Genomic DNA, 21,705 nt, shown 5'->3' with positions numbered 1-21,705 from the left:
GTCAGAGCTGACCACCGAAGTTGAACTGCAAGCGCTCGATCTGGTCGCCATCCTTCTTGCGCAACGGCAGTGCGTAGCTGATCGACAGCGGCCCCATCGGCGAGCGCCACAGCAGGGCGATACCGGCCGAAGCGCGTAGCTCGGACGCACTGAAGTTCTTGTAGCCGTTGTACACGTTGCCGAAATCCAGGAACGCAGACACGCGCGCGGCGGGGCTATCGAATAACTTCGGGAAAATGGCTTCCACAGACCCGGCCACCAGCACCGAGCCGCCCAGCGGCTGGCGGTAACCAAAGCCGGAGACATAGGCGGGGCCCAGGGTATTGTCGGTGAATCCGCGCACCTTGCCGCTGGACGCAATACCGCCGGCGTAGAAGTTTTCGAAGAACGGCAGGCCGGTGGCAGTGACGGTCTTGATGTAATCGGTGGAGGTGGTCAGGCAGGGGTTGCTGGGCGGTGGCGGTGCGGGAGGTTGGGTTGGATTGGGGTTGTCGGTCGTGGGCGGAATCGGCGGCAAGGGGGCGGTGAAGCACAGGTTGCGGCTGTAATTCTTGCCGTAAGAGTCACCGTAACCCAAGTTAAGTCCGGTCTTGAGCACCAGCGCTTGACTCAACGGCCAGTATTTGGCGACGTCGTATTGCAGCTTGAAATACTCCACCGTGGAGCCGGGCAGGGCGATTTCGGCGGAGAGGTTCTGGGTGCTGCCCACCACAGGAGTGAAGTAGTTGTTGCGGGTGTCGCGGCCCCAGCTCAACTGGGTGCGCCAGCTGTGGAAGGTGTTCTGACCCACCGCTTTGATGTAGTCCACCATCGGCGGCGGGGTGCTGCCTTCAAATGCCAAAATCTGGTTGGAGTCGATGCCGAACATCACTTGCACCGAATCACTTTCACTCAATGGCAGGCCCATGAACACCTGGAAGGCGCCACTATTGGTGGAGTATTGGGCGACGTTGTAGTTGGAGTAGTCGAACTCGCGCCACCAGAGGTTGTAGCCCAGTGACAGCCCGTCATCGGTGAAGTATGGGTTCATGTACGAGAAGTCGTAACGCTTCTGGTAGTTGCTCTTGGTCAGCGCCATGGAGACCCGATTGCCGGTACCAAGGAAGTTGTTTTCCGAAAGCTGCAACGACAAGTTAATGCCCGACAATTGCGAATAGCCAACACCGGCCGAAATACTGCCGGAAGTGGTTTCCTTGACGGTGTAGGTCACGTCCACCTGGTCATCACTGCCGGGAACTGGCTGGGTATCCACGTCCACGGTTTCGAAATAGCCCAGGCGATCCAGGCGCACCTTGCCGCGGTCAATCGCGGCTTGCGAATACCAGCTACCTTCGAACTGGCGCATTTCACGACGCAAGACCGGGTCGGCAGTGCGGGAGTTGCCCTTGAACACGATCCGGCGCACGTTTACGCGCGGGCCGGGTTGCACCTGGAAATCAATCGCGACGGTGCGCTTGTCGCGGTCGATGGTGGGGACCGGATTGACCTTGGCGAATGCGTAGCCGATGTTGGCCAGGCGCGCGGTGACCGAGTTGGTTGCCAACTCCAGCAGCCCGCGCGAAAACACATTGCCCGGACGGATAAAGCTGACCAGGGTTTCGATTTCCGGCTTCGGCAAGATGGTGTCGCCAGAGACGCTGATAGCAGCAAAATTGTAAGCCTCACCCTCGGTCATGCCGGCGGTGATGAACATGTCTTTCTTGTCGCCGCTGATTGCCACTTGGGTGGAATCCAGGCTGAAATCGACGAAACCGCGATCCAGATACCAGGAGTTGAGCTTTTCGATATCGCCAGATAACTTCTCGCGCGAATACTGGTCATCTTTCTTGTACCAGGACATCCAGTTGCTGGTATGCGACTCCCAGTCCTTGGTGATGTCTTCCTCAGGGTAGCGATCGTTGCCAATCAGGTTGATGTGGCGGATCTTGGCCGCCTTGCCTTCCTTGATAGTGATGGTCAGGTTGACGCGGTTGCGATCCAGGTGCTCGACGCTGGGTGAGATCGACACGTTGTACTTGCCGCGATTGTTGTACTGGCGGGTCAATTCCTGGGTAACCCGGTCCAGATTGAGCGGGTTGTAAGTCTCACCCTCGGCCAAGCCGATTTCTTTCAGACCTTTGATCAGATCTTCGGTTTTCAGATCCTTGTTGCCGGTCAAGGTCAGCTTGTTGATGGCCGGGCGCTCGATCACCTTGATCACCAGAATGCTGCCCTGATGGTCAATGCTGATGTCTTCAAAAAACCCGGTCTTGTACAAGGCGCGCACGGCCTCGGCGGCCTTGCCCTGATCCAGGGTGTCGCCGCGCTCAACCGGCAAATAGGTAAATACGGTGCCGGCGCCGATGCGCTGCAGGCCGTCGATGCGGATGTCGCTGACCGTAAACGGGGTAAACGCCGCCTGCGCCCAGACTGGCAGGGAAAGTGCCGAAGCCAGGGCAAGGGTCAGTAAGCGGCGGGACATGGGTCGGGTCATTCGGAACATCCTGAGGTGGGTGCTGCGCGGGGGTGGCAGCGCGAACTTGCGCTGCCGGGTGCTGCGTCAATCGTGGGGGCGAACAGGTAGAAACAGGTTAAGACACGAGGTGCAAAATATCGTTGTAAAAGGCCAGCCCCATTAGTCCTGCGATCATTGCAAGACCAAGGTACTGACCCACAGCCATCGCCCGCTCGCCCAATGGGCGGCGGATCGTCAGCTCGATAAGGTAATACAGCAAGTGACCCCCGTCCAAGACCGGGATGGGAAGCAAGTTGATCAAGGCCAAACTGACCGACAGCAGGGCCAGAAAGTTCAGGAACCACGCCGGGCCACGGGACGCAAAATCATTGGCAGCCCGGGCAATGGTGATCGGTCCGGATACGGTATTTTGCACCGAAACCTTGCCGGAAACCGCCCGCATCACCATATCCACGATCTGTTTGGCCTGGTAGCCGGTTTCCTGCACAGCAGCCGGCACCGCAGCCAGCAGCCCCAGTTTCAGCACTGCGTCGTGGGGGGGCTCCACCGGGGCAGCATTGGTGACGCCCAGGATCCAATGCGGTTGACCGTCGTTGCCCTGCATGCGCCGCGGAGTCAGTTCCAGTGCCAAGCGTTCACCGTCGCGCTCGACTTCCACCATCCCTGGGCCACCGCGCGCGCCCAATTTTGCTACCAGCGGGGCAATGTCTTCGAAGCTGACAACCGGATGTGAATCAATTGCGGTGATGCGATCACCCTCGGCCAACACCCCCCACGCCGGACTGCCTTCGCGCACACTCCCGACCAGGGCCGGCAGCAGCAAATGCCGCGGAATCAGGCCGATGCCACTCAGTGCGCGCAACTCATCCACGGAGGCCGGCAGATTCTGCAGCGGCAGCGTGCGCTGCACGAGGCGGCCATTGGCGCGGCGTAGCGACAGCGTGACCGGCTGACGATCCAGGGCATCCACATTCAACGCCATCACCAGCTCGCTCCAGGTGGGCGTGACGCGGTCGCCAACGGCCAGTATGTGATCACCCGGCTGCAATCCGGCCTGTGCCGCAATGGCGGTGGCCTGGCCCACCACCGGGGCATAGTCAGGGCGGCCAATCACCAGCATGGCCCAGAGCAGGCCAAACGCCAGCACCAGATTGGCCAGCGGCCCGGCGGCGACGATTGCAATACGCTGCAGCACCGGTTTGCGATTGAACGCCAGATGTAACTGCTGGGCGGGCACGTCATCCTCGCGTTCATCCAGCATGCGCACATAGCCGCCCAAAGGGATTGCGGCGAGCACGTATTCGGTGCCGTCTTTGCCACGATGTGTCCACAGCGGTTTGCCAAAGCCTATCGAGAATCGCAGGACCTTGACGCCGCAGCGGCGCGCAACCCAGAAATGGCCAAATTCGTGGAAAGTGACCAATACGCCCAGCGCCACCAGCAGCCACCAGACCGAGCCGAAGAACGTGCTCATGTTCGGCTTCCGGCAATGCGGGCAATCGTCTGTCGGGCGTTGACGCGGGCCTGCGCGTCGCTGGCCAGCAAGGCTTCGATGGAGTCGGTGGGGTTCGCTGGCATGGCGTCCAGGGCGGCGGCAACGGTGGAGGGGATGTCCAGAAAACCAATATGGCCCTGAAGAAATGCTGAAACTGCTTCTTCATTGGCAGCGTTGAGTACGGCCGGTGCGGTGCCACCGGCGCGGATCGCTGCAAATGCCAGCGACAAACATGGAAATGCGGCCAGATCCGGGGGTTCAAACTCCAGCCGTCCACCCTCGCTAAGCAAATCCAGCGCCGGCACCCCCGAGGCAATGCGCTTGGGCCAGCCCAAACCGACCGCCAGCGCGGTGCGCATGTCGGGCAGCCCCAACTGGGCCAGACTGCTGCCGTCGATGAAATCCACCATCGAATGCACCAATGATTGCGGATGTACCAGCACCCGAATGGCATCGACGGGTACCTCGAACAAGTGGTGGGCCTCGATGACCTCCAGGCCCTTATTCATCAAGGTGGCCGAATCCACCGAGATTTTTGGACCCATTGACCATTTGGGATGGGCCACCGCCTGTGCCGGTGTCACCTGCGCCAATCGCCTGCCAGACCAGCCACGAAACGGTCCGCCGGAGGCCGTCAGGGTGATGCGTGAGGGTGTGTTGCCATTCGCCAGGCATTGGAAAATGGCGTTGTGCTCACTGTCGATCGGGACGATCACCGCGCCATGTGCGTGCGCCTCGCGCATCAGCAGTTCACCAGCCAGCACGAGTGATTCTTTATTTGCCAGCAACAGGCGCTTGCCGACACGGGCTGCCGCCAAGGTGGACGGCAATCCCGCAGCTCCCACAATGGCCGCCACTACGGTATCGCAAGCATCGCTGGCTACCAATGCATCCAGAGCTTCGCTGCCGGCGTGTGCTTGAGTGGCAAGCCCCGCCGTACGCAGGCCATCGCGCAGTGCGCTGTAGCTGGCCATATCGGCGATGACCGCGTGGTCTGGTGCATGCGAGCGACACAGCGCCAGCAGGGCATCGACTTGGCTGCCGGCTGCCAGCACACTGGCGCGCATGCGCTGCGGGTGACGTGCGATCACATCCAGCGCGGATGTGCCAATCGACCCTGTGGCACCCAGAACGGCAACACGTTGCATCATCAGAAACCCAGCCATATCTTGCCCAGTGCAAACACCGGCAGTGCGGCCAATACACTGTCCACCCGATCCAGCACACCGCCGTGACCTGGGATTAAGGAGCCGGAATCCTTCATGCCGGCATGGCGTTTGAGCAGGCTTTCGAATAAATCACCGGCCACGCAGAACAGCACGGTGATCGCCGCAGCTCCCGCGATCGCCGGGAATTTGCTCGCCGGCGCGCCGATCAGCCATGCCCCCAACAAGGCCACTAGCATCGCCAAGGCCACGCCACCGCTGACCCCTTCTAGGGTTTTATTCGGGCTGATGCGTGGCGCCAATTTGCGGCCGCCAAACCATTGCCCGCCGAATTTGCGGCCGGTGAAGTAGGCGCCGCTGTCGGCTGCCCACACGATCAGCAATACCAGCAGTAGCCAGCCGGGGCCGCGCGGTTGACTGCTATGAATGACGGCCAGCGCGCACCAGGCGGGGATGATGGCGGCGGTGGCAGCCACCAGTTTGGCCGCACGCGCCTTGCCAAGGACTTCTGCGGAAAAGTGATAGTGCTTCAGCCATAGCAACGCCAGCAGCCACCACAACACGCCCAGCACAACAATGAGCTGGAACAAGGGAAGTGAGCGCACCGAATGCGATTGCGAGCCCCACACCAAGGCAACCATCAGTCCAAGGTTGCAGGCCAGCAGTGCGCTACGCGCCAATGTGTCTTCCAAACCGGCCAAGCGCAGCCATTCCCACAGTGCCAGCAAAAATACGATGGCGCTCACCAGCATCAGCCAACCGGTGGGCAACAACAACACGGCGGCAATAACGGCGGGTGCCATGATCAGCGCGGCCAAAATGCGGGTTTTGGTCATGGCGTATTCCCGGGGTGGGGTGCCCGAAGTTGGGCGCTAGTCAGGCCGAAGCGGCGTTCGCGGGTGGCAAAGTCATCCACCGCTTGTTGCAGCATTTGCGCATCGACATCCGGCCACAGTGTGTCGGTGAACCATAGCTCGGTATACGCCATCTGCCACAGCAGGAAATTACTGATGCGCAATTCGCCGCCGGTCCGGATGAACAAATCCGGTGCCGGCAGGTCGGCCAATGCCATCTGTGCCGATAGTGCGGATTCGTCAATCTGCTCGGGCAGCAAGCGGCCTGCAGCGACGTCCTCCGCCAGCAGTCTTGCCGCATGAACGATGTCCTGGCGACCGCCGTAACTGGCCGCAATCGTGAGCTGCAGTTTTGGATTGCTGGCGGTCAGGGCTTCTGCAGCGTGCATGCGCGCTTGTATTGCAGGGTCAAACCGCGAGCGTTCACCGATAAAACGCAGGCGTGCACCCAGGCGATGCAGCTCGTCCACCTCACGTTCCAGCGCACCCAAGAACAGCTTCATCAGGCCGCCAACTTCCTCGCTGGGGCGGTTCCAGTTTTCGCTGGAGAAGGCAAACAGCGTGAGTGCCTCGATCCCACGCTGCAGGCAAAACTCGACGCAACGCTTGACCGCCTGCGCACCCGCACGATGGCCGATGATGCGCGGGCGATGGCGTCTTTGCGCCCAGCGGCCATTGCCATCCATGATGATGGCAATGTGGTGCGGCAGCGGTGCGGCGCGGGTCGGCATGGGCAGGCTCGTATGCCTCAAACCGACATCAATTCCTGCTCTTTCGCCTTGACCACATCATCCACATCCTTGATCGCAGCATCGGTGATCTTTTGGATTTCGGCCTCGGTGCGTGCGCTTTCATCCTCAGTGATCTGCTTGTCTTTCAGCAGTTCCTTGACTTGATGGTTGGCGTCGCGGCGGATGTTGCGTACCGCTACCTTGGCGTCCTCGCCCTCGCCATGCACGACCTTGGTCAGGTCACGGCGGCGCTCTTCGGTCAGTGCCGGGATATTGAGCCGAATGGTGGTGCCGGCGGTATTCGGGGTCAGCCCCAGATCAGACGCCAGAATGGCCTTTTCCACCGCGCCAACCATTTGCTTTTCCCACGGCGTGATCAGGATCGAACGGGCATCTGCCACCGACACGCTGGCGACTTGTGACAGCGGCATGTCGGAGCCGTAATAGTTGACCTTGATGCTGTCCACCAGGCCGGCATTGGCGCGGCCAGTGCGCACTTTCACCAGATTGTGGCGGAGCGATTCGATGCTTTTGACCATGCGGGCTTGGGCATCTTTCTTGATTTCGTTCAACATGGCATCGCTCCGAACTGAATGTGCAAACCGCTGATTATAAGCGGCAAGCAGGCTATCGGGCGCGGTTTAGCTGCGGCCTTGCACCAAGGTGCCCACCTGCTCGCCGTGCAGAATGCGCAGCAATACGCCGGGTTCGGCCATGTCGAAAATGCGCAGCGGCAGGCTGGCATCACGGCACAGGGCGAATGCCGCGGTATCCATCACTTGCAAGTTGCGGGCAATGACTTCGTCATAACTCAGGTTATTCAGCTTGATTGCATCGGGGTACTTCTTGGGGTCTTTGTCATAGACGCCGTCGACTTTGGTCGCTTTCAGCAATAAATCGGCACCGATCTCGATCGCGCGCAGCGCAGCACCCGAGTCGGTGGTGAAGAATGGGTTGCCGGTGCCGGCGGCAAAAATGACCAGACGACCCTTTTCTAGGTGGCGGATAGCGCGCCGCCGGATGTAGTCTTCGCACACGTCATTGATTTTCAAGGCGCTCATTACGCGGGCCTTGCCACCTTGCTTTTCCAATGCATCCTGCATGGCCAAGGCATTGATCACCGTGGCCAGCATGCCCATATGGTCGCCGGTGACCCGATCCATCCCGCCGGCGGCCAACCCTGCGCCGCGGAAGATATTGCCGCCGCCGATCACCAGTGCAATCTGCGCACCGGCTTCGCTGGCTTCAATCACTTCTTGCGCCAACCGGATCAATACATTGGGGTCGATACCGTAATCCTCGTTGCCCATCAATGCCTCGCCGGAAAGTTTCAACAGCACACGGCGATAGGCAAGTTGCGACATGGGAATTCCTAGTCAAGAGGGCGACCAATTCTAACGGAAAGCCCCGCATGACGATTCGACGTGCACAGGTCAATCGCAAGACTTGGACTGCCGCTGCAAGAAATTTGCGAAAAATGTTGCGCGATCGAAAAACCCTGCGTATGATTGCGGGCTCACAGCGGAGTGGTAGTTCAGTCGGTTAGAATGCTGGCCTGTCACGCCGGAGGTCGCGGGTTCGAGTCCCGTCCACTCCGCCAGTTTGAAGCAAAAGCCTCGCAGCAATGCGGGGCTTTTTGCTTTTTGCTTTGCGCACGTCGTGCCAGTGCGCCCAATCGACGCCAAGCAGCATGGGCGAGCACGACCAACTGGACTAGGGTTGCATTAGACGAGTTAGACTACGCGGCTACGCCTCAATGTCAGCTTGCCCATGTTGCAGAAACTTCGCGAAAAGACCTCCGGCTGGATCGCCACCGCAATCCTCGGCCTCCTGATTGTTCCGTTCGCTTTCTTCGGCATGGAGTCTTACATGTCGCAGCGAGTGGACACCTATGTGGCGCGGATCGCGCAGCCGCCGTCGTGGTGGGCCTCGGCACCACAAGTGTGGCCGATCACCTATCTGTGGAAGATCGAAGACATTGATGCCGCGGCCTATAAAGAGCGTCTGGAAACGGCGCGTATGCGGATGCGTGCGCAGCAGGGCGAGAGCTACGACGCCAAGGCATTCGAGTCGGTCGAAAACAAGCGCAAGATTCTTGACACCCTGATCGATGATCGTTTGATGCAGCTGGCAACCAAGCGCGACAACATCGTGATCAGTGATGCGCAGGTGGCCGAGGCCATTGGCAAGATTCCGGACTTTCAGGTCGATGGCGCATTCAATACGGATCGTTATCAGATGTTGCTGTCGACGCAGAATCCGCCGATGACGCCGCGCAGCTTTGAAGCCAAGGTGCGCGACGGACTGATGGATGACTTGATTCCTTCGCGGATCGCACAATCCGCCTTCGTTACCGATACCGAGCTGGATCGGCTGATGCGGTTATTGGGTGAGCATCGCGATGTCAGCTATGTCAACCTGCCTGCCCCCGCCGCCGATACTTCCGAAGTCACCCAGGCCCAGATTGATGCTTGGTACAAGGCGCATGCAGCGCAGTTCCATGCCCCGGAAACCGTGCGCTTGGAATATGTCGAAGTGGATGGCAGCAAGCTGGCCCCACCCGTGGTCGACGATGCGGCCTTGCATAAGAAGTATCAAGAGCAGATTGCGAAATCGCCCTCAGGCGACAAGCGTGAGGTCTCGCATATCCTGATCGCAGTGGCGGCAAATGCCAGCGATACCGAGAAGAAAGCCGCCGAGGCCAAGGCCAGGCAACTTGCAGACATGGCGCGTGCGCCGGGTGCAGATTTTGCAGCGCTGGCCAAGGCCAATTCGGATGACAGTGGCTCCAAAGCCAAAGGTGGCGACCTCGGCTGGCTGAGCAAGGGCGGCATGCCGGGTACGTTTGACGATGCTGCGTTTGCCATGCAGCAAGGTGAGATCCGTGGCCCGGTCAAAAGTGATTTCGGCTGGCATGTGATCAAGGTCAACCAAATCCAGCAGGGTGTGCAGCGCTCGTTTGAAGACATGCGCGCCGATCTTGAAAAAGAGTTGCAGCAAGGTGGGCGTGAGCAAGCATTCAATGAATTGACCGGTAAATTGGTCGATGCGGTGTACAAGAACCCAACCTCGCTGGAGCCGGCGGCCAAGGCCTTGGGGCTGACGGTGCAAACCACACCGGCGTTCACCCGTACCGGCGGCCCTGGCATTGCTGCCGATCCGAAGGTGCTGCGTGCAGCGTTTTCGGACAACCTGATGCAAGATGGCACGGCCAGTGACCCCATCGAAATTGGCCCTGAACACACGGTGTTGATTCGCGTGATTGCACATGAGCCAGAACGGGCGTTGCCGCTGGCACAAGTGCGTGATGCGGTGGTGCAGGCAATCCATGCCGACCGCCAGCGCAAGGCAGCTGAAAGCGCAGCTGATGCATTGCTGAAAGCAGCGCAGGGCAAGGGTTTGGCTGCAGCAGCGCAGGCCGCCGGGCTGGCCGTATCCGATGCCAATGACCTTGTGCGCCGCAGCCCATTGCCTTCGGCACAAGCGGTGGAGGCATTCTTCAATCTGCCGCGTGCGCGTGACAACAAGTTGTCGATGGGCAAGGCCTTGATCGGCGGCAGCTACATGGTGTTTGAGTTGCGTGCGGTGCGTGATGCCGACATTGGTCAGGTATCGGCGCAAGAGCGCACGCAGTTGCGCCAACAGGTCTCACAGAGCACCGGGATGCAGGCACAAGATGCCTTCGTGCGCGCTGCACGTGCGCATTACGATATCAAGGTGGCGGAAGACCGGCTGTAAGTGCCGCAGCGGTATCGCAACAAAAACGCCCGGCGATATGCCGGGCGTTTTTCTATGCGGCAATGGGGCGCGAGTGTTTCACTCGATCCCGCTCATGCCCATGATGTTGTAGCCGGCATCCACATAGGTGACCTCGCCGGTGATGCCATTGGCCAGATCCGAGCACAGGAACGCAGCAGCGTTGCCCACATCTTCGATTGTCACCACGCGCCGCAGCGGTGCGGCGGCTTCGAATGCACTCAGCATCTTGCGGAAATTGGCCACGCCACTGGCGGCCAAGGTGCGGATCGGGCCGGCCGAAATCGCATTCACGCGGGTGCCCTCCGGGCCCAGCGCCATCGCCATGTAGCGTACGGTCGCTTCCAGCGAGGCCTTGGCCACGCCCATCGTGTTGTAGTTGGCCAGTGCGCGTTCCGCACCCAGATACGACAGGGTCAGGATGCTGCCGTTGCGCCCCTTCATCAGCGGGCGCGCCGCCTTGCCCAGCGCCGCCAACGAGTAGGCGCTGATGTCGTGGGCAATGTGGTAACGCTCGCGATTGATGCCGTCGAGAAAATCCCCTTCGATCGCTTCACGCGGGGCGAACGCGATGCAATGCACGAGGATGTCGAACCCATCGTTCCAATGCTTGCCCAGTTCGGCAAAGCAATGGTCGATTTGCGCGTCGTCGGCCACGTCCAAAGGCAGCACGATCGTGCTGCCATACTCGGCGGCGGCGTCTTCCACCCGCGATTTCAGTTTTTCGTTCTGATAGGTCAACGCCAACTCCGCGCCTTCGCGGTGGAAGGCGTCGGCAATGCCGGTGGCGATGGAGCGTTGGCTGGCGATGCCGGTGACCAGCGCACGCTTGCCTTGCAGGAATCCCATGGTGTCTCCTTGTGAGTTGCGCGTGGGGCGCGTCGAGCGAATGCTCTAGTTTGCCTTGCGCGGCTGCTTGCGGCCAGTCCCATTGCGTTTGCCCGCGCTATCCCGCAAACCCATCCTTCCATGCGCGTAGCGCGGCAAACACGGCGGTCTCGTCGGGCAGTGCCATTCCGGCATGCTGCTGCACCGCAGCGCGCACGCCCGCGGCATGGCAGCGCAAAAACGGGTTGCAGGCGCGCTCGGTGTCCAGCCGCACGGGCAGGCTGGGATGCCCGGAAGATCGCAGCACGCGGATCTCTTTGACCCGTTGCTGTAGTGCCGGGTTATCCGCATCCACGACCAGTGCGAATGCAGCATTGGCCAGCGTGTATTCGTGTGCGCAGCAAACCCGGGTGTCACCCGGCAGCGCCGCCAGTTTCGATAGCGAGGCATGCATCTGTGCCGGCGTGCCTTCAAACAGACGCCCGCAGCCAAGGCTGAACAAGGTGTCGCCGCAAAACAGCAGGTCTTCCCCGACATAGGCAAGGTGGCTGCGGGTATGGCCGGGGACAGCCAGCACGCGGAACTGCCACGGGCCGATGGCGAGCACCTGGCCCTCGCTGACCCGCTGGGTGGCATGTACGATGCGCGCATCATCCGGTGCAAACACGGGCGTGTCCGGCCAGCGCGCCAACAGCGCCGGCAGTCCGCCGATGTGGTCGCTATGGTGATGGGTAATCACGATGGCGTGTGGCGCAGGGCCATCGCCGATTGCAGCCAAAACGGGCGTAGCATCGCCAGGATCAACGACCAGCGCACGCCCGCTGGCATCACGCAGCAGCCAGATGTAATTGTCATCAAATGCGGCAAGCGCGTGCAGATTCATGATTCCAGCGGTGACGGCGCGCGGGCTTTCCCGCAGAATCACCACCATGCCGCTGCCTGTCCCTGATCGTCAACCCAAGTTTGCCGCCACCGATGCGTGGTTTGCCAGCGTGGCCGGACAAGCGCTATTGGCCAGCGAGGCCGAATGCGTGCGTATTGCGGGCCAGCAATCGCCGGGGCAGCCGTATGTGTGGCTGGGAGCAGGCGCCAGCTTGCTGCCGCCCGATACGGGTGGCAGTGGCCTGTTGCTGCGCCTGCATTGCGCGGAACAGGGGGGCTGGGCGGGCGATCTATGTTGTGATTTGCCGTTGCCCGTGGTCAGCGAATCGTGCGCCAGCGTGATCGTGCAACATGCATTGGATGCAAGCCCCGTGGCAAATGAGTTACTGCACGAATGTGCACGGATCCTGCTGCCGGGCGGCATTCTGTGGCTGCTGGCACTGAACCCCATTTCACCGTATCGCCTGCGTTGGCAGGGGCAGGGGTTGGCAGCCTCCGAGCCGATCCGTTGGCGTCGGAGGCTGCGTGCAGCGGGGCTCAACCCAGAACCTGTTTCGCAAGGTGTGGGGCCGACATGGAACGTGGCACCAGTACTGGACGTACAAGAAGGCGCGGGGTTGCGGGCTGCGTTCCTGTTGCGTGCGCACAAGCGCCGCCTTCCGATGACGCCGATGCGTAGTAAACCACACGCATTGGGCTGGCACCCTGAGGTTGCGGCATGACAAACGCCCGCAAACAGGTGGATATCCATACCGATGGTGCCTGTTTGGGTAATCCCGGCCCGGGGGGCTGGGGTGTGTTGTTGCATTGGTGCGGGGTTGAGCGCGAGCTCTCCGGCGGCGAGGCTGATACCACCAATAACCGCATGGAACTGATGGCCGCGATTGCCGCGCTGGAGTCGCTGCGCGAGCCGTGCGAAGTTATTTTGCACACCGACTCCCAATATGTGCGGCAAGGTATTTTGGAGTGGATGAGTGGTTGGATTCGACGGGGCTGGAAAACAGCGGGCGGTGCGCCGGTCAAGAACCGCGATCTGTGGGAACGGTTGCATCAGGCGGCAGCCCGGCATCAGGTGGATTGGCGCTGGGTCAAGGGCCATAGCGGTGACCCCGGCAATGAACGCGTGGATCAACTGGCGCGCAACCAGGCACTGAAATTCAAGGAGAACGCAAGCTGATGCGGCAAGTGATTTTGGACACTGAAACCACCGGCCTGGATTGGCGCAAAGGCAACCGCGTGGTCGAAATTGGCTGTGTCGAGGTGCTGGAGCGGCGTCCCACCGGGCGCACCTTCCATTACTACCTGAATCCGGATTGCGAATTCGAGCCGGGGGCGCAGGAAGTGACCGGCTTGAGTTTGGATTTCCTAGCCGACAAGCCGCGCTTTGCCGACATCGCAGAAGACTTCATTGCATTTATCGACGGCGCCGAGCTGATCATCCACAACGCAGCTTTCGATATCGGGTTTTTGGATGCTGAACTTGCACGGCTGAAAGACTTCGGCAAAGTGCTTGATCGATGCACGGTGGAAGACACCTTGTTGATGGCGCGGCAACGCTTCCCAGGCCAGCGCAATTCCCTGGACGCTTTGTGCAAGCGATTGGGGGTGGATAATTCCCACCGACAGTTGCACGGCGCATTGCTGGATGCGCAGATTTTGCTGGATGTGTATCTGGCACTGACTTCGGGCCAGGGTGAAATTGGCTTTCAGATCTGTGAGGAAGCAGTACTCTCAGCGGCAGTCGTGGTCAATCCACAAGCCGGCGATGCGTCACGGCCACGGGTGCTCATTCAACCCGAAGAGGCGCAGGCGCACGCAGAGCGCCTTGCGGGGCTACAAAAAAAATCAGGCAGGTGCCTGTGGCTGGAAGCGGATGCCTTGATCTGAGCAGGCGTTGCTGGATGGCCGCAAGCATGCTGGTCATCCCTGATTGCTTCAGTGCCGGCGCACCAGCACGACCGTGACATTATCCGAGCCGCCACCGTCCAGCGCGGCGGCCACCAAACCATCCACACATTCCTGTGCACTGCATTCGCCATGCGCCAGCACCCGCGCAATTTGGCGATCGTCCACTTCCTCGGTCAGGCCGTCGCTGCATAGCAGCAATTGCATGCCTGCACGCAGCTCGCCGTTGAGCGTTTCCACGTTCAACTGTTCTGGTGCCGTCACCCCGAGTGCTTGCGTCACCACGTTGCGGTGCGGATGGTTGCGTGCCTGCGCAGCACTGATCGCACCTTGTGCAATGAGCTCTTGCACATAACTATGGTCATGCGAGATCTGGGTCAGTGTCCCATCACGCCACAGGTACACTCGGCTGTCGCCCACCCATGCAACCTCGAACTGGTTGCCGTGGATACGCGCCGCAACCACGGTGGTCCCCATCGGCAGGCTGTCGCCACGGCGCTTGGAGCAGCGGATGATTTCCTCGTCGGCTACTTTGATGGCACGGCTCAAATCGCTGCCTGCGCGCACTTCATTGACGATGATTTCGCGCGCCATAGCCGCAGCCACTTCGCCGTATTCATGGCCACCCATGCCGTCGGCCACAAGCCACAGCCCCAGCTCGCTGTCCCCGTAATAGGTATCTTCGTTCAGCTCGCGTCGCAGGCCGACATGGGTCAGATGTCCGAATTCAATCATGCGTAGGGCAGGCGTCCGGTGTTTATGGTGGTAACGGAATGGTGCGATAGAACCGGACGGGGGCGCGGCACATGGACATCATGCGAAGCAGTATGACGTTCTTCCCGTGTCGAAAGTGGGGTGAAATCCGACCTGATTCACGATTCTGTTAGATGAGTGGGTATTCCCGGATCCGTAATCTGGGCAGCGGGCTTGGGTATGGTGTCGCGGAGCCGACGCAGCTGATACAAAAACACCCCCGAGCGGGGGTGGTTTGTAGTGGCGGAGAGGGAGGGATTCGAACCCTCGGTAGGCTATAAACCTACGCCTGATTTCGAGTCAGGTACATTCAACCGCTCTGCCACCTCTCCGGAAGTGGGCCGCAAATGATAACGGGATAGAGACTTTGCTGCAAGGTTGTCACGTCTTGATGGCAGCGGCTGGTAACAAAAAAAAACCCGCCAGCACGGGCGGGTTTTTTTCCGGAACTCAAGCTGGTGCCTGGTTCAGACCTGCATCGCCTTTGCAACTTCGGCGGCGTAGTCTTCCACCACCTTTTCGATGCCTTCACCCACCACCAGACGCTGGAAGCCGATCACGTCGGCACCGGCAGCCTTGAGCACGGCCTCCACGGTCTTGTCGCCGTCCAGCACGTAGGGCTGACCGTACAGGGTCACTTCGTTGATGATCTTGGCGATCTTGCCGCTGATGATTTTTTCCAGGATTTCGGCTGGCTTGGCCTTGTCCTTTTCGCTCATCTTGGCCAGCTCGATTTCCTTTTCCTTGGCCACGAACTCGGCCGGTACATCGGCCGCCTTGTTGTGCGGCGGGTTCATCGCGGCAACGTGCATCGCCAGGCCACGGGCGAGGTCGGCATCGCCGCCAGCCAGTTCCACCAGTACGCCGATCTTGCCGCCGTGGACGTAAGCGGCCACGTGGTTGCCGGTGTTCATGCTGACCATGCGGCGCACCTGGATGTTTTCCCCCAGCTTGGCGATGGCTGCGGCGCGGGCTTCTTCGACGGTGTCGCCGGAGGCCAGCTTGGCGGCCTTCAAGCTGTCGACATCGGTGCTACCCGAGGCCAGTGCGGCAGCGGCGATGGCTTCGCACAGGTCAACAAAGTTGCCGTCTTTGGCCACGAAGTCGGTTTCCGAGTTGATTTCCACCAGTACGGCCTTGCCGCCGGCTTGGGCTGCGGCCACGCGGCCTTCGGCAGCCACACGGCTGGCCTTTTTGTCGGCCTTGGCCAGACCCGACTTGCGCAGCGCTTCGGCCGCGGCGTCGATGTCGCCATTGGTTTCGGTGAGTGCCTTCTTGCACTCCATCATGCCGGCGCCAGTGCGCTCGCGCAGTTCCTTCACAAGGGAAGCGGTGATTTCAGCCATTGGGATTACCTCTGAATTGAATACGGTGAAACCCCTCTCCCGTTGGGAGAAGGGTTAGTGTGAGAATTTGGCGCGTGCGGAATTCCACAACGCGACCGAACCCTCATCCGGCACTTACGGGCCACCTTCTCCCAGCGGGAGAAGGGACAGTCGCAGCCTGCGCGGCTGCGTGATGGGGTGATTACTCGCCCTTCTTGCCGCGACGGCTCGGCTTGGCCTCTTCGCCTTCAACCGCAGCAGTGAAGTCTTCTTCACGCACGTTGGCGGCGTTCGGCGCAGCGGCCTTGCCTTCCAGTACGGCGTCGGCAGCAGCGCGTGCGTACAGCTGCACTGCGCGGATGGCGTCGTCGTTGCCGGGAATGGCGTAGTCCACCAAGGCCGGGTCGTAGTTGGAGTCGACCACTGCGATTACCGGAATCCCAAGCTTCTTGGCTTCCTTGATGGCGATGTCTTCATGGCCGATATCAATCACGAAGATCGCGTCGGGCAGGCGGTTCATTTCCTTGATACCGCCGAGCGAGGCCTCCAGCTTGTCGCGCTCGCGGCGCAGGCCCATCACTTCGTGCTTGACCAGCTTCTGGAAAGTGCCATCGGTTTCGGCGGCTTCCAGTTCCTTCAGGCGGGCAACCGACTTCTTCACGGTGGCGAAGTTGGTCAGGGTGCCGCCCAGCCAACGCTGGTTCATGAAGGGCATGCCGCAACGCTCGGCTTCTTCCTTGATGGCTTCACGCGCGCTGCGCTTGGTGCCCAGGAACAAAATGATGCCGCGCTTCTGCGCAACGCCGCTGATGAAGTTCATCGCGTCATTGAACAGCGGGACGGTCTTTTCCAAGTTGATGATGTGGATCTTGCCGCGCGCACCAAACAGGTACGGGGCCATCTTGGGGTTCCAGTAGCGGGTCTGGTGGCCGAAATGGACGCCGGCTTCCAGCATCTGACGCATGGTGATTTGGGGCATTGCAAACACTCCGATTGAATGGAATCCGCGCCGGTTGAATGAGGGCGCTGCACCCTGTCCGCAAGGATGGGGGCGGGATTCCGGGGTTGGGCCTCCCTGTCGTCACTGTGTCCGAACCCGCTTGCGCGGGCACCCCGGAACAGGGATTGCCGACAGGTGTGGATTCGACGGTACGCCCGTCGTGGCGGCGATAAAGCCCCCGAAGTATAGGGGAAACCAGGCGGCAGGGCAATCTTGGCGGTGGGCGCGCCACTGGCCTGGCGCGTGCGGCACAGCCACATGATCGATCTGCCTCCGCAATGCGCGATAATGCGCAAATGACAATCAATCTGAAGACCCCGGCGGATATCGAAAAAATGCGCGTGGCGGGCCGTTTGGCCGCCGAAGTGCTGCAAGTGGTGGCCCCATTCGTGAAACCGGGCGTCACTACTGAAGAACTCGACCGCATCTGCCATGACCATATCGTCAATGTGCAGGGCGCGATTCCGGCCAATGTCGGCTACCGTGGCTTTCCCAAGACCGTGTGCACCTCGGTCAATAACGTGATCTGCCACGGGATTCCCAGTGACACCAAAGTGCTGCGTGATGGCGATATCGTCAATATCGACGTGACCGTGATCAAAGACGGTTGGCATGGCGATACCAGTCGGATGTACTACGCGGGCACGCCGTCGGTGATGGCCAAGCGTTTGGTGGATGTGACCCGCGAGGCGATGTTCCGTGGCATCCGTGCCGTGCGCCCCGGGGCCACCTTGGGCGATGTGGGGCACGCCATCCAGAGCTATGTGGAAGCCGAGCGCTTCAGCGTGGTGCGCGAATATTGCGGGCACGGCATCGGCAAGATTTACCACGATGAACCGCAGGTGCTGCATTACGGTCGGCCCGGCGAGGGCTTGGTTTTGCAGGAAGGCATGACCTTCACCATCGAGCCGATGGTCAACGAAGGTGCCCGCCATACGCGCTTGTTGCCGGATGGTTGGACGGTGGTGACCAAAGACCGCAAATTATCTGCGCAATGGGAACACATGGTGGTGGTCACCCATGACGGTGTGGAAATCCTGACCCGCTTGCCGGGTGACGACAACGATTTGTGAGCATGCAGGCGGCGGCAACCGGCGCGCTGATCGACGATGCTGCGTGGTCGGTGGCGGCACGTACTGCGGTGGCGTTGGCCGATGCCAAATTGGCGCGGCGCTTTGATGCCGGTGCGCCAGCAGACCGTTTGATTGCGCTGCGTGCGCGTGCGGTGGATGTGCAAGTGCGCGCCGCGTGGCAGCGTTGTTTCGATCAAGCGGCACCGTTGGCGCTGTTTGCCGTCGGCGGCTACGGGCGCGGCGAATTGTTTCCGCATTCCGACATTGATTTGTTGGTATTGGCCGAACCTGCCGCGCAGCAACAAGGTGAAACCGCACTGGCCAGGTTCAATGCCATGTTGTGGGATGCCGGTTTGCAAGTCAGCATGGCGGTGCGCTCCGCACAGGAATGCACGCAAGCCGCCGCCGATATCACGGTGGTGACGGCCCTGATCGAAGCCCGCCCGTTGTGTGCCAATGACGAGGATGTGGCACGTTTGGCGGATGCGGTTTCATCCGGGCACGTGTGGCCGCCGGCACGGTTTTTTGCTGAAAAATGCGAAGAGCAGCGCCGCCGCCATGCGCGCTTCGGGGACACTTCCGATAACCTGGAACCCAATCTCAAAGATGGTCCGGGTGGCTTGCGTGACCTGCATCTGTTGGGCTGGTTGGCGCTGCGCAGCTTTGGCGCGCGCAGCTTGGATCAGATGATCGAGCTGGGCCGATTGGGGTTTGATGAAGCCGCCGCGCTGGAGCGCGAGCGCCGCGCCTTGTGTCGTTTTCGCTATGGATTGCATCTGGTGGCGGGGCGGCGCGAAGAGCGTTTGCGTTTTGATTATCAAAAACCGCTTGCGGCACGTTTGGGCGATGTGGACGATGCCGATTCGCTGGGTGTCGAGAAAATGATGCAACGCTTTTACCGCAGCGCCGCCATCGTGCGCCGGGTGGGTGAGCGCCTGTTACAACGTTTCGAAGAATACTTTGCGGGTATCCAGCCGCCGGAGCCACTGGACACCCAGTTCGAGCGGCGCGGTGATTATCTTGCTACGGCTGTTTCCGGTTGGTTGGAAGCGGATCCTGCGCATGTGTTCGCAATGTTTGCCGCCTGGGCAGCCACGCCCGGGCTGCGCGGCCTGCATTCGCAAACCGCGCGGGAGTTGGCCTTGGCATTGCCTTTGATTCCAGCGTATGACGAGGCTCCGGCTTCCCTGCGCGAGGCGTTCATGCAATTGCTGCGTGGGCCGCAAGCGGTGGCCACTCTGGAACGCATGGCCAGGCTGGGCGTGTTGGGGCACTGGATTCCAGCATTTCAGCGGGTTTCCGGGCGGATGCAGTTCGACTTGTTCCATGTCTTTACCGTCGATCAACACACGTTGACCGTGTTGCGCAATCTGGCCAGCTTTGCCAGTGGCGAGGCGGATCCGCGTTTTGCGATTACCCATCTGGTGTGGCCGTCGCTGCGCAAGCCGGAGTTGTTGTTGCTGGCGGGCTTGTTCCACGATATCGGCAAGGGCCGCGGGGGCGATCATTCCGAGCTCGGCGCGGTGGATGCGCGCACCTTTTGCGAAGCGCATGGCTTGTTGGAAGCCGACATCGCGCTGGTGGAATGGCTGGTGCGCAAGCATTTGTTGATGTCCGTCACCGCGCAAAAACAAGACATCACCGACCCGGATGTGATCCATCGTTTTGCGGAAATCGTGGCCGATCGCCAGCGGTTGGACTATTTGTATTTGCTCACCTGCGCGGATATCGCCGGCACCTCGCCAAAACTCTGGAATGGTTGGAAAGACCGCTTGTTGGCGGATTTGCACACCGCAACCCGGTTGGCATTGCGGCGCGGCCTGGGGCAACCGGTGGCGGCGGAAGAGCGTATTTCCGAAAACCATGAAGCGGCGCGTGCGATGCTGCTTGCCGAAGGGCATGACGATGCGGCGATTGCTGCGATGTTTGCACGGATGCCACAGGAAAATTTCCTGCGCAGCCGGCCCGACCAGATTGCGTGGCAGGCCGCCTCATTGCATTTGGCGGCAGCAGGCGAGGCGGTAGTGGCATCACGTGCCATGTCCGGACGCGATGGGCTGGAAGTGCTGGTGCATATGCCCGATCAGGATGGGCTGTTTGCCGCCATCGTGATGGCACTGGACCGGTTGGGGATGAGTGTGCAGCAGGCACGGGTGCTGGATGCGCCGGGTGGTGCGATTCACGACACCTTTCACGTACTCCCCGTGGATACCCGGCAAGCCATTGAGCCGGCACGATTGGCCAACGCACTGGCGCATGCACTGGTGGGTGATGTCGGGCGAATGCTGCCGGCACGGCGCAGCCAGCCGCGTCATCTCAAACATTTCAAAGTGGCACCACAACTGGATTTCATCGACCTTGCCGGTGGCACCCGCATTGGCTTGGTCTGTACCGATCGCCCCGGGTTGCTGGCGGATATCGCGCGAGTCCTGCGCGAACAACATCTGCGTGTGCACGATGCACGCATCGCCACCTTCGGCGCACGCGCCGAAGACTTGCTGCTGGTCAGCGATGAGCACAATCACCCCCTTTCGCCAGAACGTTGTGATGCACTTCGCATTGCCTTGCTGGCGGTTCTTGATGGAGACATTGCATGAGTTCGCCCCACATCGACAGCCTGCGTGACACATTGGAAGATGCGTGGGAGCGCCGCACTGACTTGCAGGCTGACGAGATCGCCAGCCGCGTGCGCCCGGCAGTGGATCAGGCGATTGCCGGATTGGAGCAAGGCACGCTGCGGGTGGCCGAGCCCGACGGGAATGGCGGCTGGCAGGTCAACCAATGGTTGAAAAAAGCGGTGCTGTTGTATTTCCGTACCCAGGACATGGCGCTGATGGATGCCGTACCCGCCCCGTTCTGGGACAAAGTGCCGGCGCGCTTTGCCGGCTTCGATGAGGCCGCCTTCCGTGCTGCGGGTGTGCGTGTGGTGCCTGGCGCCGTGGTGCGCGCCGGCAGCCACATCGGCAAGGACGTGGTGTTGATGCCGAGCTTCGTCAACATCGGCGCCTTCGTGGGCGAAGGCACGATGGTGGATACCTGGGCCACGGTGGGAAGCTGCGCGCAGATCGGCAAGGGCTGTCATCTGTCGGGCGGCGTGGGCATCGGTGGCGTGCTGGAACCGCTGCAGGCGGGCCCGACCATCATCGAGGATCATTGTTTCATCGGCGCACGTTCGGAAGTGGTGGAAGGCTTCGTGGTCGGCCATCACAGCGTGGTGGGGATGGGTGTGTTCCTCGGCCAGAGCACTCGCGTCTACAACCGCATGACCGGCGCAGTGAGCTACGGCAGTGTGCCGCCGGGGAGCGTGGTGGTGTCCGGCTCGCTGCCCGCAGCCGATGGCAGCCATTCGTTGTACTGCGCGGTGATCGTCAAGCAGGTGGACGAGAAAACCCGCAGCAAGACCAGCGTCAACGAGTTGCTGCGCGGGTTGGCGGATTGATCTTTACCCGTATCGCGAAGCTGGCCGGCATGCAGTTTCCGCG

19 protein-coding genes and 2 tRNA genes are annotated in these 21,705 nt (G+C 60.9%); 8 read left to right on the top strand and 13 right to left on the bottom strand.

Annotation, left to right across the window (positions count from 1 at the left end):
* Position 1: 1 nt before the first annotated feature.
* From bamA to pyrH, 7 genes are all read right to left on the bottom strand, one after another.
* Entirely contained in the window at positions 2–2,473 is a 2,472-nt protein-coding gene (bamA, locus tag QWB57_RS10600) for an outer membrane protein assembly factor BamA (RefSeq protein WP_223626830.1), read from the bottom strand.
* Between the two features lie 97 nt (positions 2,474–2,570).
* The gene (gene rseP / locus QWB57_RS10595; RefSeq protein ID WP_223626832.1) at positions 2,571–3,929 is read right to left on the bottom strand and encodes an RIP metalloprotease RseP; all 1,359 of its coding nucleotides are present in this window, start codon (positions 3,927–3,929) and stop codon (positions 2,571–2,573) included.
* Positions 3,926–5,116, bottom strand: a complete 1,191-nt coding sequence (dxr, locus tag QWB57_RS10590) for a 1-deoxy-D-xylulose-5-phosphate reductoisomerase (protein WP_288969482.1) — start codon at positions 5,114–5,116, stop codon at positions 3,926–3,928. The genes rseP and dxr overlap by 4 nt, the downstream gene beginning before the upstream one ends.
* Positions 5,101–5,952 carry a phosphatidate cytidylyltransferase gene (locus QWB57_RS10585; protein ID WP_223626834.1) on the bottom strand — a complete coding sequence of 284 codons (852 nt, stop codon included), beginning with the start codon at positions 5,950–5,952 and terminating at the stop codon, positions 5,101–5,103. Before QWB57_RS10585 ends, dxr begins: the two co-directional genes overlap by 16 nt.
* On the bottom strand, positions 5,949–6,701 hold the full coding sequence (gene uppS, locus QWB57_RS10580; protein WP_223626836.1) for a polyprenyl diphosphate synthase: 753 nt from the start codon (positions 6,699–6,701) through the stop codon (positions 5,949–5,951). Before uppS ends, QWB57_RS10585 begins: the two co-directional genes overlap by 4 nt.
* 17 nt (positions 6,702–6,718) lie before the next feature.
* Entirely contained in the window at positions 6,719–7,276 is a 558-nt protein-coding gene (gene frr / locus QWB57_RS10575; protein WP_223626838.1) for a ribosome recycling factor, read from the bottom strand.
* A 66-nt stretch (positions 7,277–7,342) separates the two neighbouring features.
* On the bottom strand, positions 7,343–8,065 hold the full coding sequence (gene pyrH / locus QWB57_RS10570; protein WP_223626840.1) for a UMP kinase: 723 nt from the start codon (positions 8,063–8,065) through the stop codon (positions 7,343–7,345).
* Positions 8,066–8,224: 159 nt separating this feature from the next.
* On the opposite strand from pyrH, the gene QWB57_RS10565 reads away from it, so the two are divergent.
* Positions 8,225–8,301 (top strand) — tRNA-Asp (locus tag QWB57_RS10565).
* 170 nt (positions 8,302–8,471) lie between these two features.
* Complete coding sequence (locus QWB57_RS10560) at positions 8,472–10,439, top strand: SurA N-terminal domain-containing protein (protein WP_288969479.1); 1,968 nt, start codon at positions 8,472–8,474, stop codon at positions 10,437–10,439.
* 78 nt (positions 10,440–10,517) lie between these two features.
* Here QWB57_RS10560 and QWB57_RS10555 read toward each other — a convergent pair whose 3' ends face one another.
* Both QWB57_RS10555 and gloB read right to left on the bottom strand, forming a co-directional pair.
* Positions 10,518–11,306, bottom strand: a complete 789-nt coding sequence (locus QWB57_RS10555) for an enoyl-ACP reductase (protein ID WP_223626845.1) — start codon at positions 11,304–11,306, stop codon at positions 10,518–10,520.
* A gap of 97 nt (positions 11,307–11,403) precedes the next feature.
* Positions 11,404–12,168 (bottom strand): hydroxyacylglutathione hydrolase, encoded by a 765-nt coding sequence (gloB, locus tag QWB57_RS10550; RefSeq protein WP_288969477.1) that lies wholly within the window; start codon positions 12,166–12,168, stop codon positions 11,404–11,406.
* A 46-nt stretch (positions 12,169–12,214) separates the two neighbouring features.
* On the opposite strand from gloB, the gene QWB57_RS10545 reads away from it, so the two are divergent.
* Genes QWB57_RS10545 through dnaQ form a run of 3 tightly spaced genes read left to right on the top strand, consistent with a single transcriptional unit; the run spans position 12,215 to position 14,054 of the window.
* Positions 12,215–12,889, top strand: coding sequence for a class I SAM-dependent methyltransferase (locus QWB57_RS10545; RefSeq protein ID WP_223626850.1), 675 nt, complete (start codon positions 12,215–12,217; stop codon positions 12,887–12,889).
* A complete protein-coding gene (rnhA, locus tag QWB57_RS10540) occupies positions 12,886–13,344 on the top strand; it encodes a ribonuclease HI (protein WP_223626852.1) in 459 nt (152 codons plus the stop codon). Before QWB57_RS10545 ends, rnhA begins: the two co-directional genes overlap by 4 nt.
* A complete protein-coding gene (dnaQ, locus tag QWB57_RS10535; protein WP_223626854.1) occupies positions 13,344–14,054 on the top strand; it encodes a DNA polymerase III subunit epsilon in 711 nt (236 codons plus the stop codon). The genes rnhA and dnaQ overlap by 1 nt, the downstream gene beginning before the upstream one ends.
* Before the next feature lie 48 nt (positions 14,055–14,102).
* On the opposite strand, the gene QWB57_RS10530 is transcribed toward dnaQ, so the two are convergent.
* From QWB57_RS10530 to rpsB, 4 genes are all read right to left on the bottom strand, one after another.
* Positions 14,103–14,807 carry a protein phosphatase 2C domain-containing protein gene (locus QWB57_RS10530; protein WP_223626856.1) on the bottom strand — a complete coding sequence of 235 codons (705 nt, stop codon included), beginning with the start codon at positions 14,805–14,807 and terminating at the stop codon, positions 14,103–14,105.
* Positions 14,808–15,066: 259 nt separating this feature from the next.
* A tRNA-Ser gene (locus QWB57_RS10525) sits at positions 15,067–15,157 on the bottom strand.
* A gap of 135 nt (positions 15,158–15,292) precedes the next feature.
* The gene (gene tsf, locus QWB57_RS10520; protein ID WP_288969473.1) at positions 15,293–16,171 is read right to left on the bottom strand and encodes a translation elongation factor Ts; all 879 of its coding nucleotides are present in this window, start codon (positions 16,169–16,171) and stop codon (positions 15,293–15,295) included.
* A 181-nt stretch (positions 16,172–16,352) separates the two neighbouring features.
* A complete protein-coding gene (gene rpsB, locus QWB57_RS10515) occupies positions 16,353–17,129 on the bottom strand; it encodes a 30S ribosomal protein S2 (protein WP_223626861.1) in 777 nt (258 codons plus the stop codon).
* Between the two features lie 317 nt (positions 17,130–17,446).
* On the opposite strand from rpsB, the gene map reads away from it, so the two are divergent.
* From map to dapD, 3 genes are read left to right on the top strand one after another with little or no spacing between them, the layout of a single operon-like run.
* Positions 17,447–18,223: a type I methionyl aminopeptidase gene (map, locus tag QWB57_RS10510; protein ID WP_223626863.1), complete on the top strand. Its 777-nt coding sequence runs from the start codon at positions 17,447–17,449 to the stop codon at positions 18,221–18,223.
* A 2-nt stretch (positions 18,224–18,225) separates the two neighbouring features.
* Positions 18,226–20,820, top strand: coding sequence for a [protein-PII] uridylyltransferase (glnD, locus tag QWB57_RS10505; protein ID WP_288969471.1), 2,595 nt, complete (start codon positions 18,226–18,228; stop codon positions 20,818–20,820).
* The gene (dapD, locus tag QWB57_RS10500; protein WP_223626867.1) at positions 20,817–21,662 is read left to right on the top strand and encodes a 2,3,4,5-tetrahydropyridine-2,6-dicarboxylate N-succinyltransferase; all 846 of its coding nucleotides are present in this window, start codon (positions 20,817–20,819) and stop codon (positions 21,660–21,662) included. Before glnD ends, dapD begins: the two co-directional genes overlap by 4 nt.
* Positions 21,663–21,705: the final 43 nt, after the last annotated feature.

This window comes from uncultured Thermomonas sp. (assembly GCF_937872235.1).
In the GTDB taxonomy this organism is placed as follows: Bacteria; Pseudomonadota; Gammaproteobacteria; order Xanthomonadales; family Xanthomonadaceae; genus Thermomonas; species Thermomonas beijingensis.
This window is presented reverse-complemented; position numbering and strand designations above follow the sequence as displayed.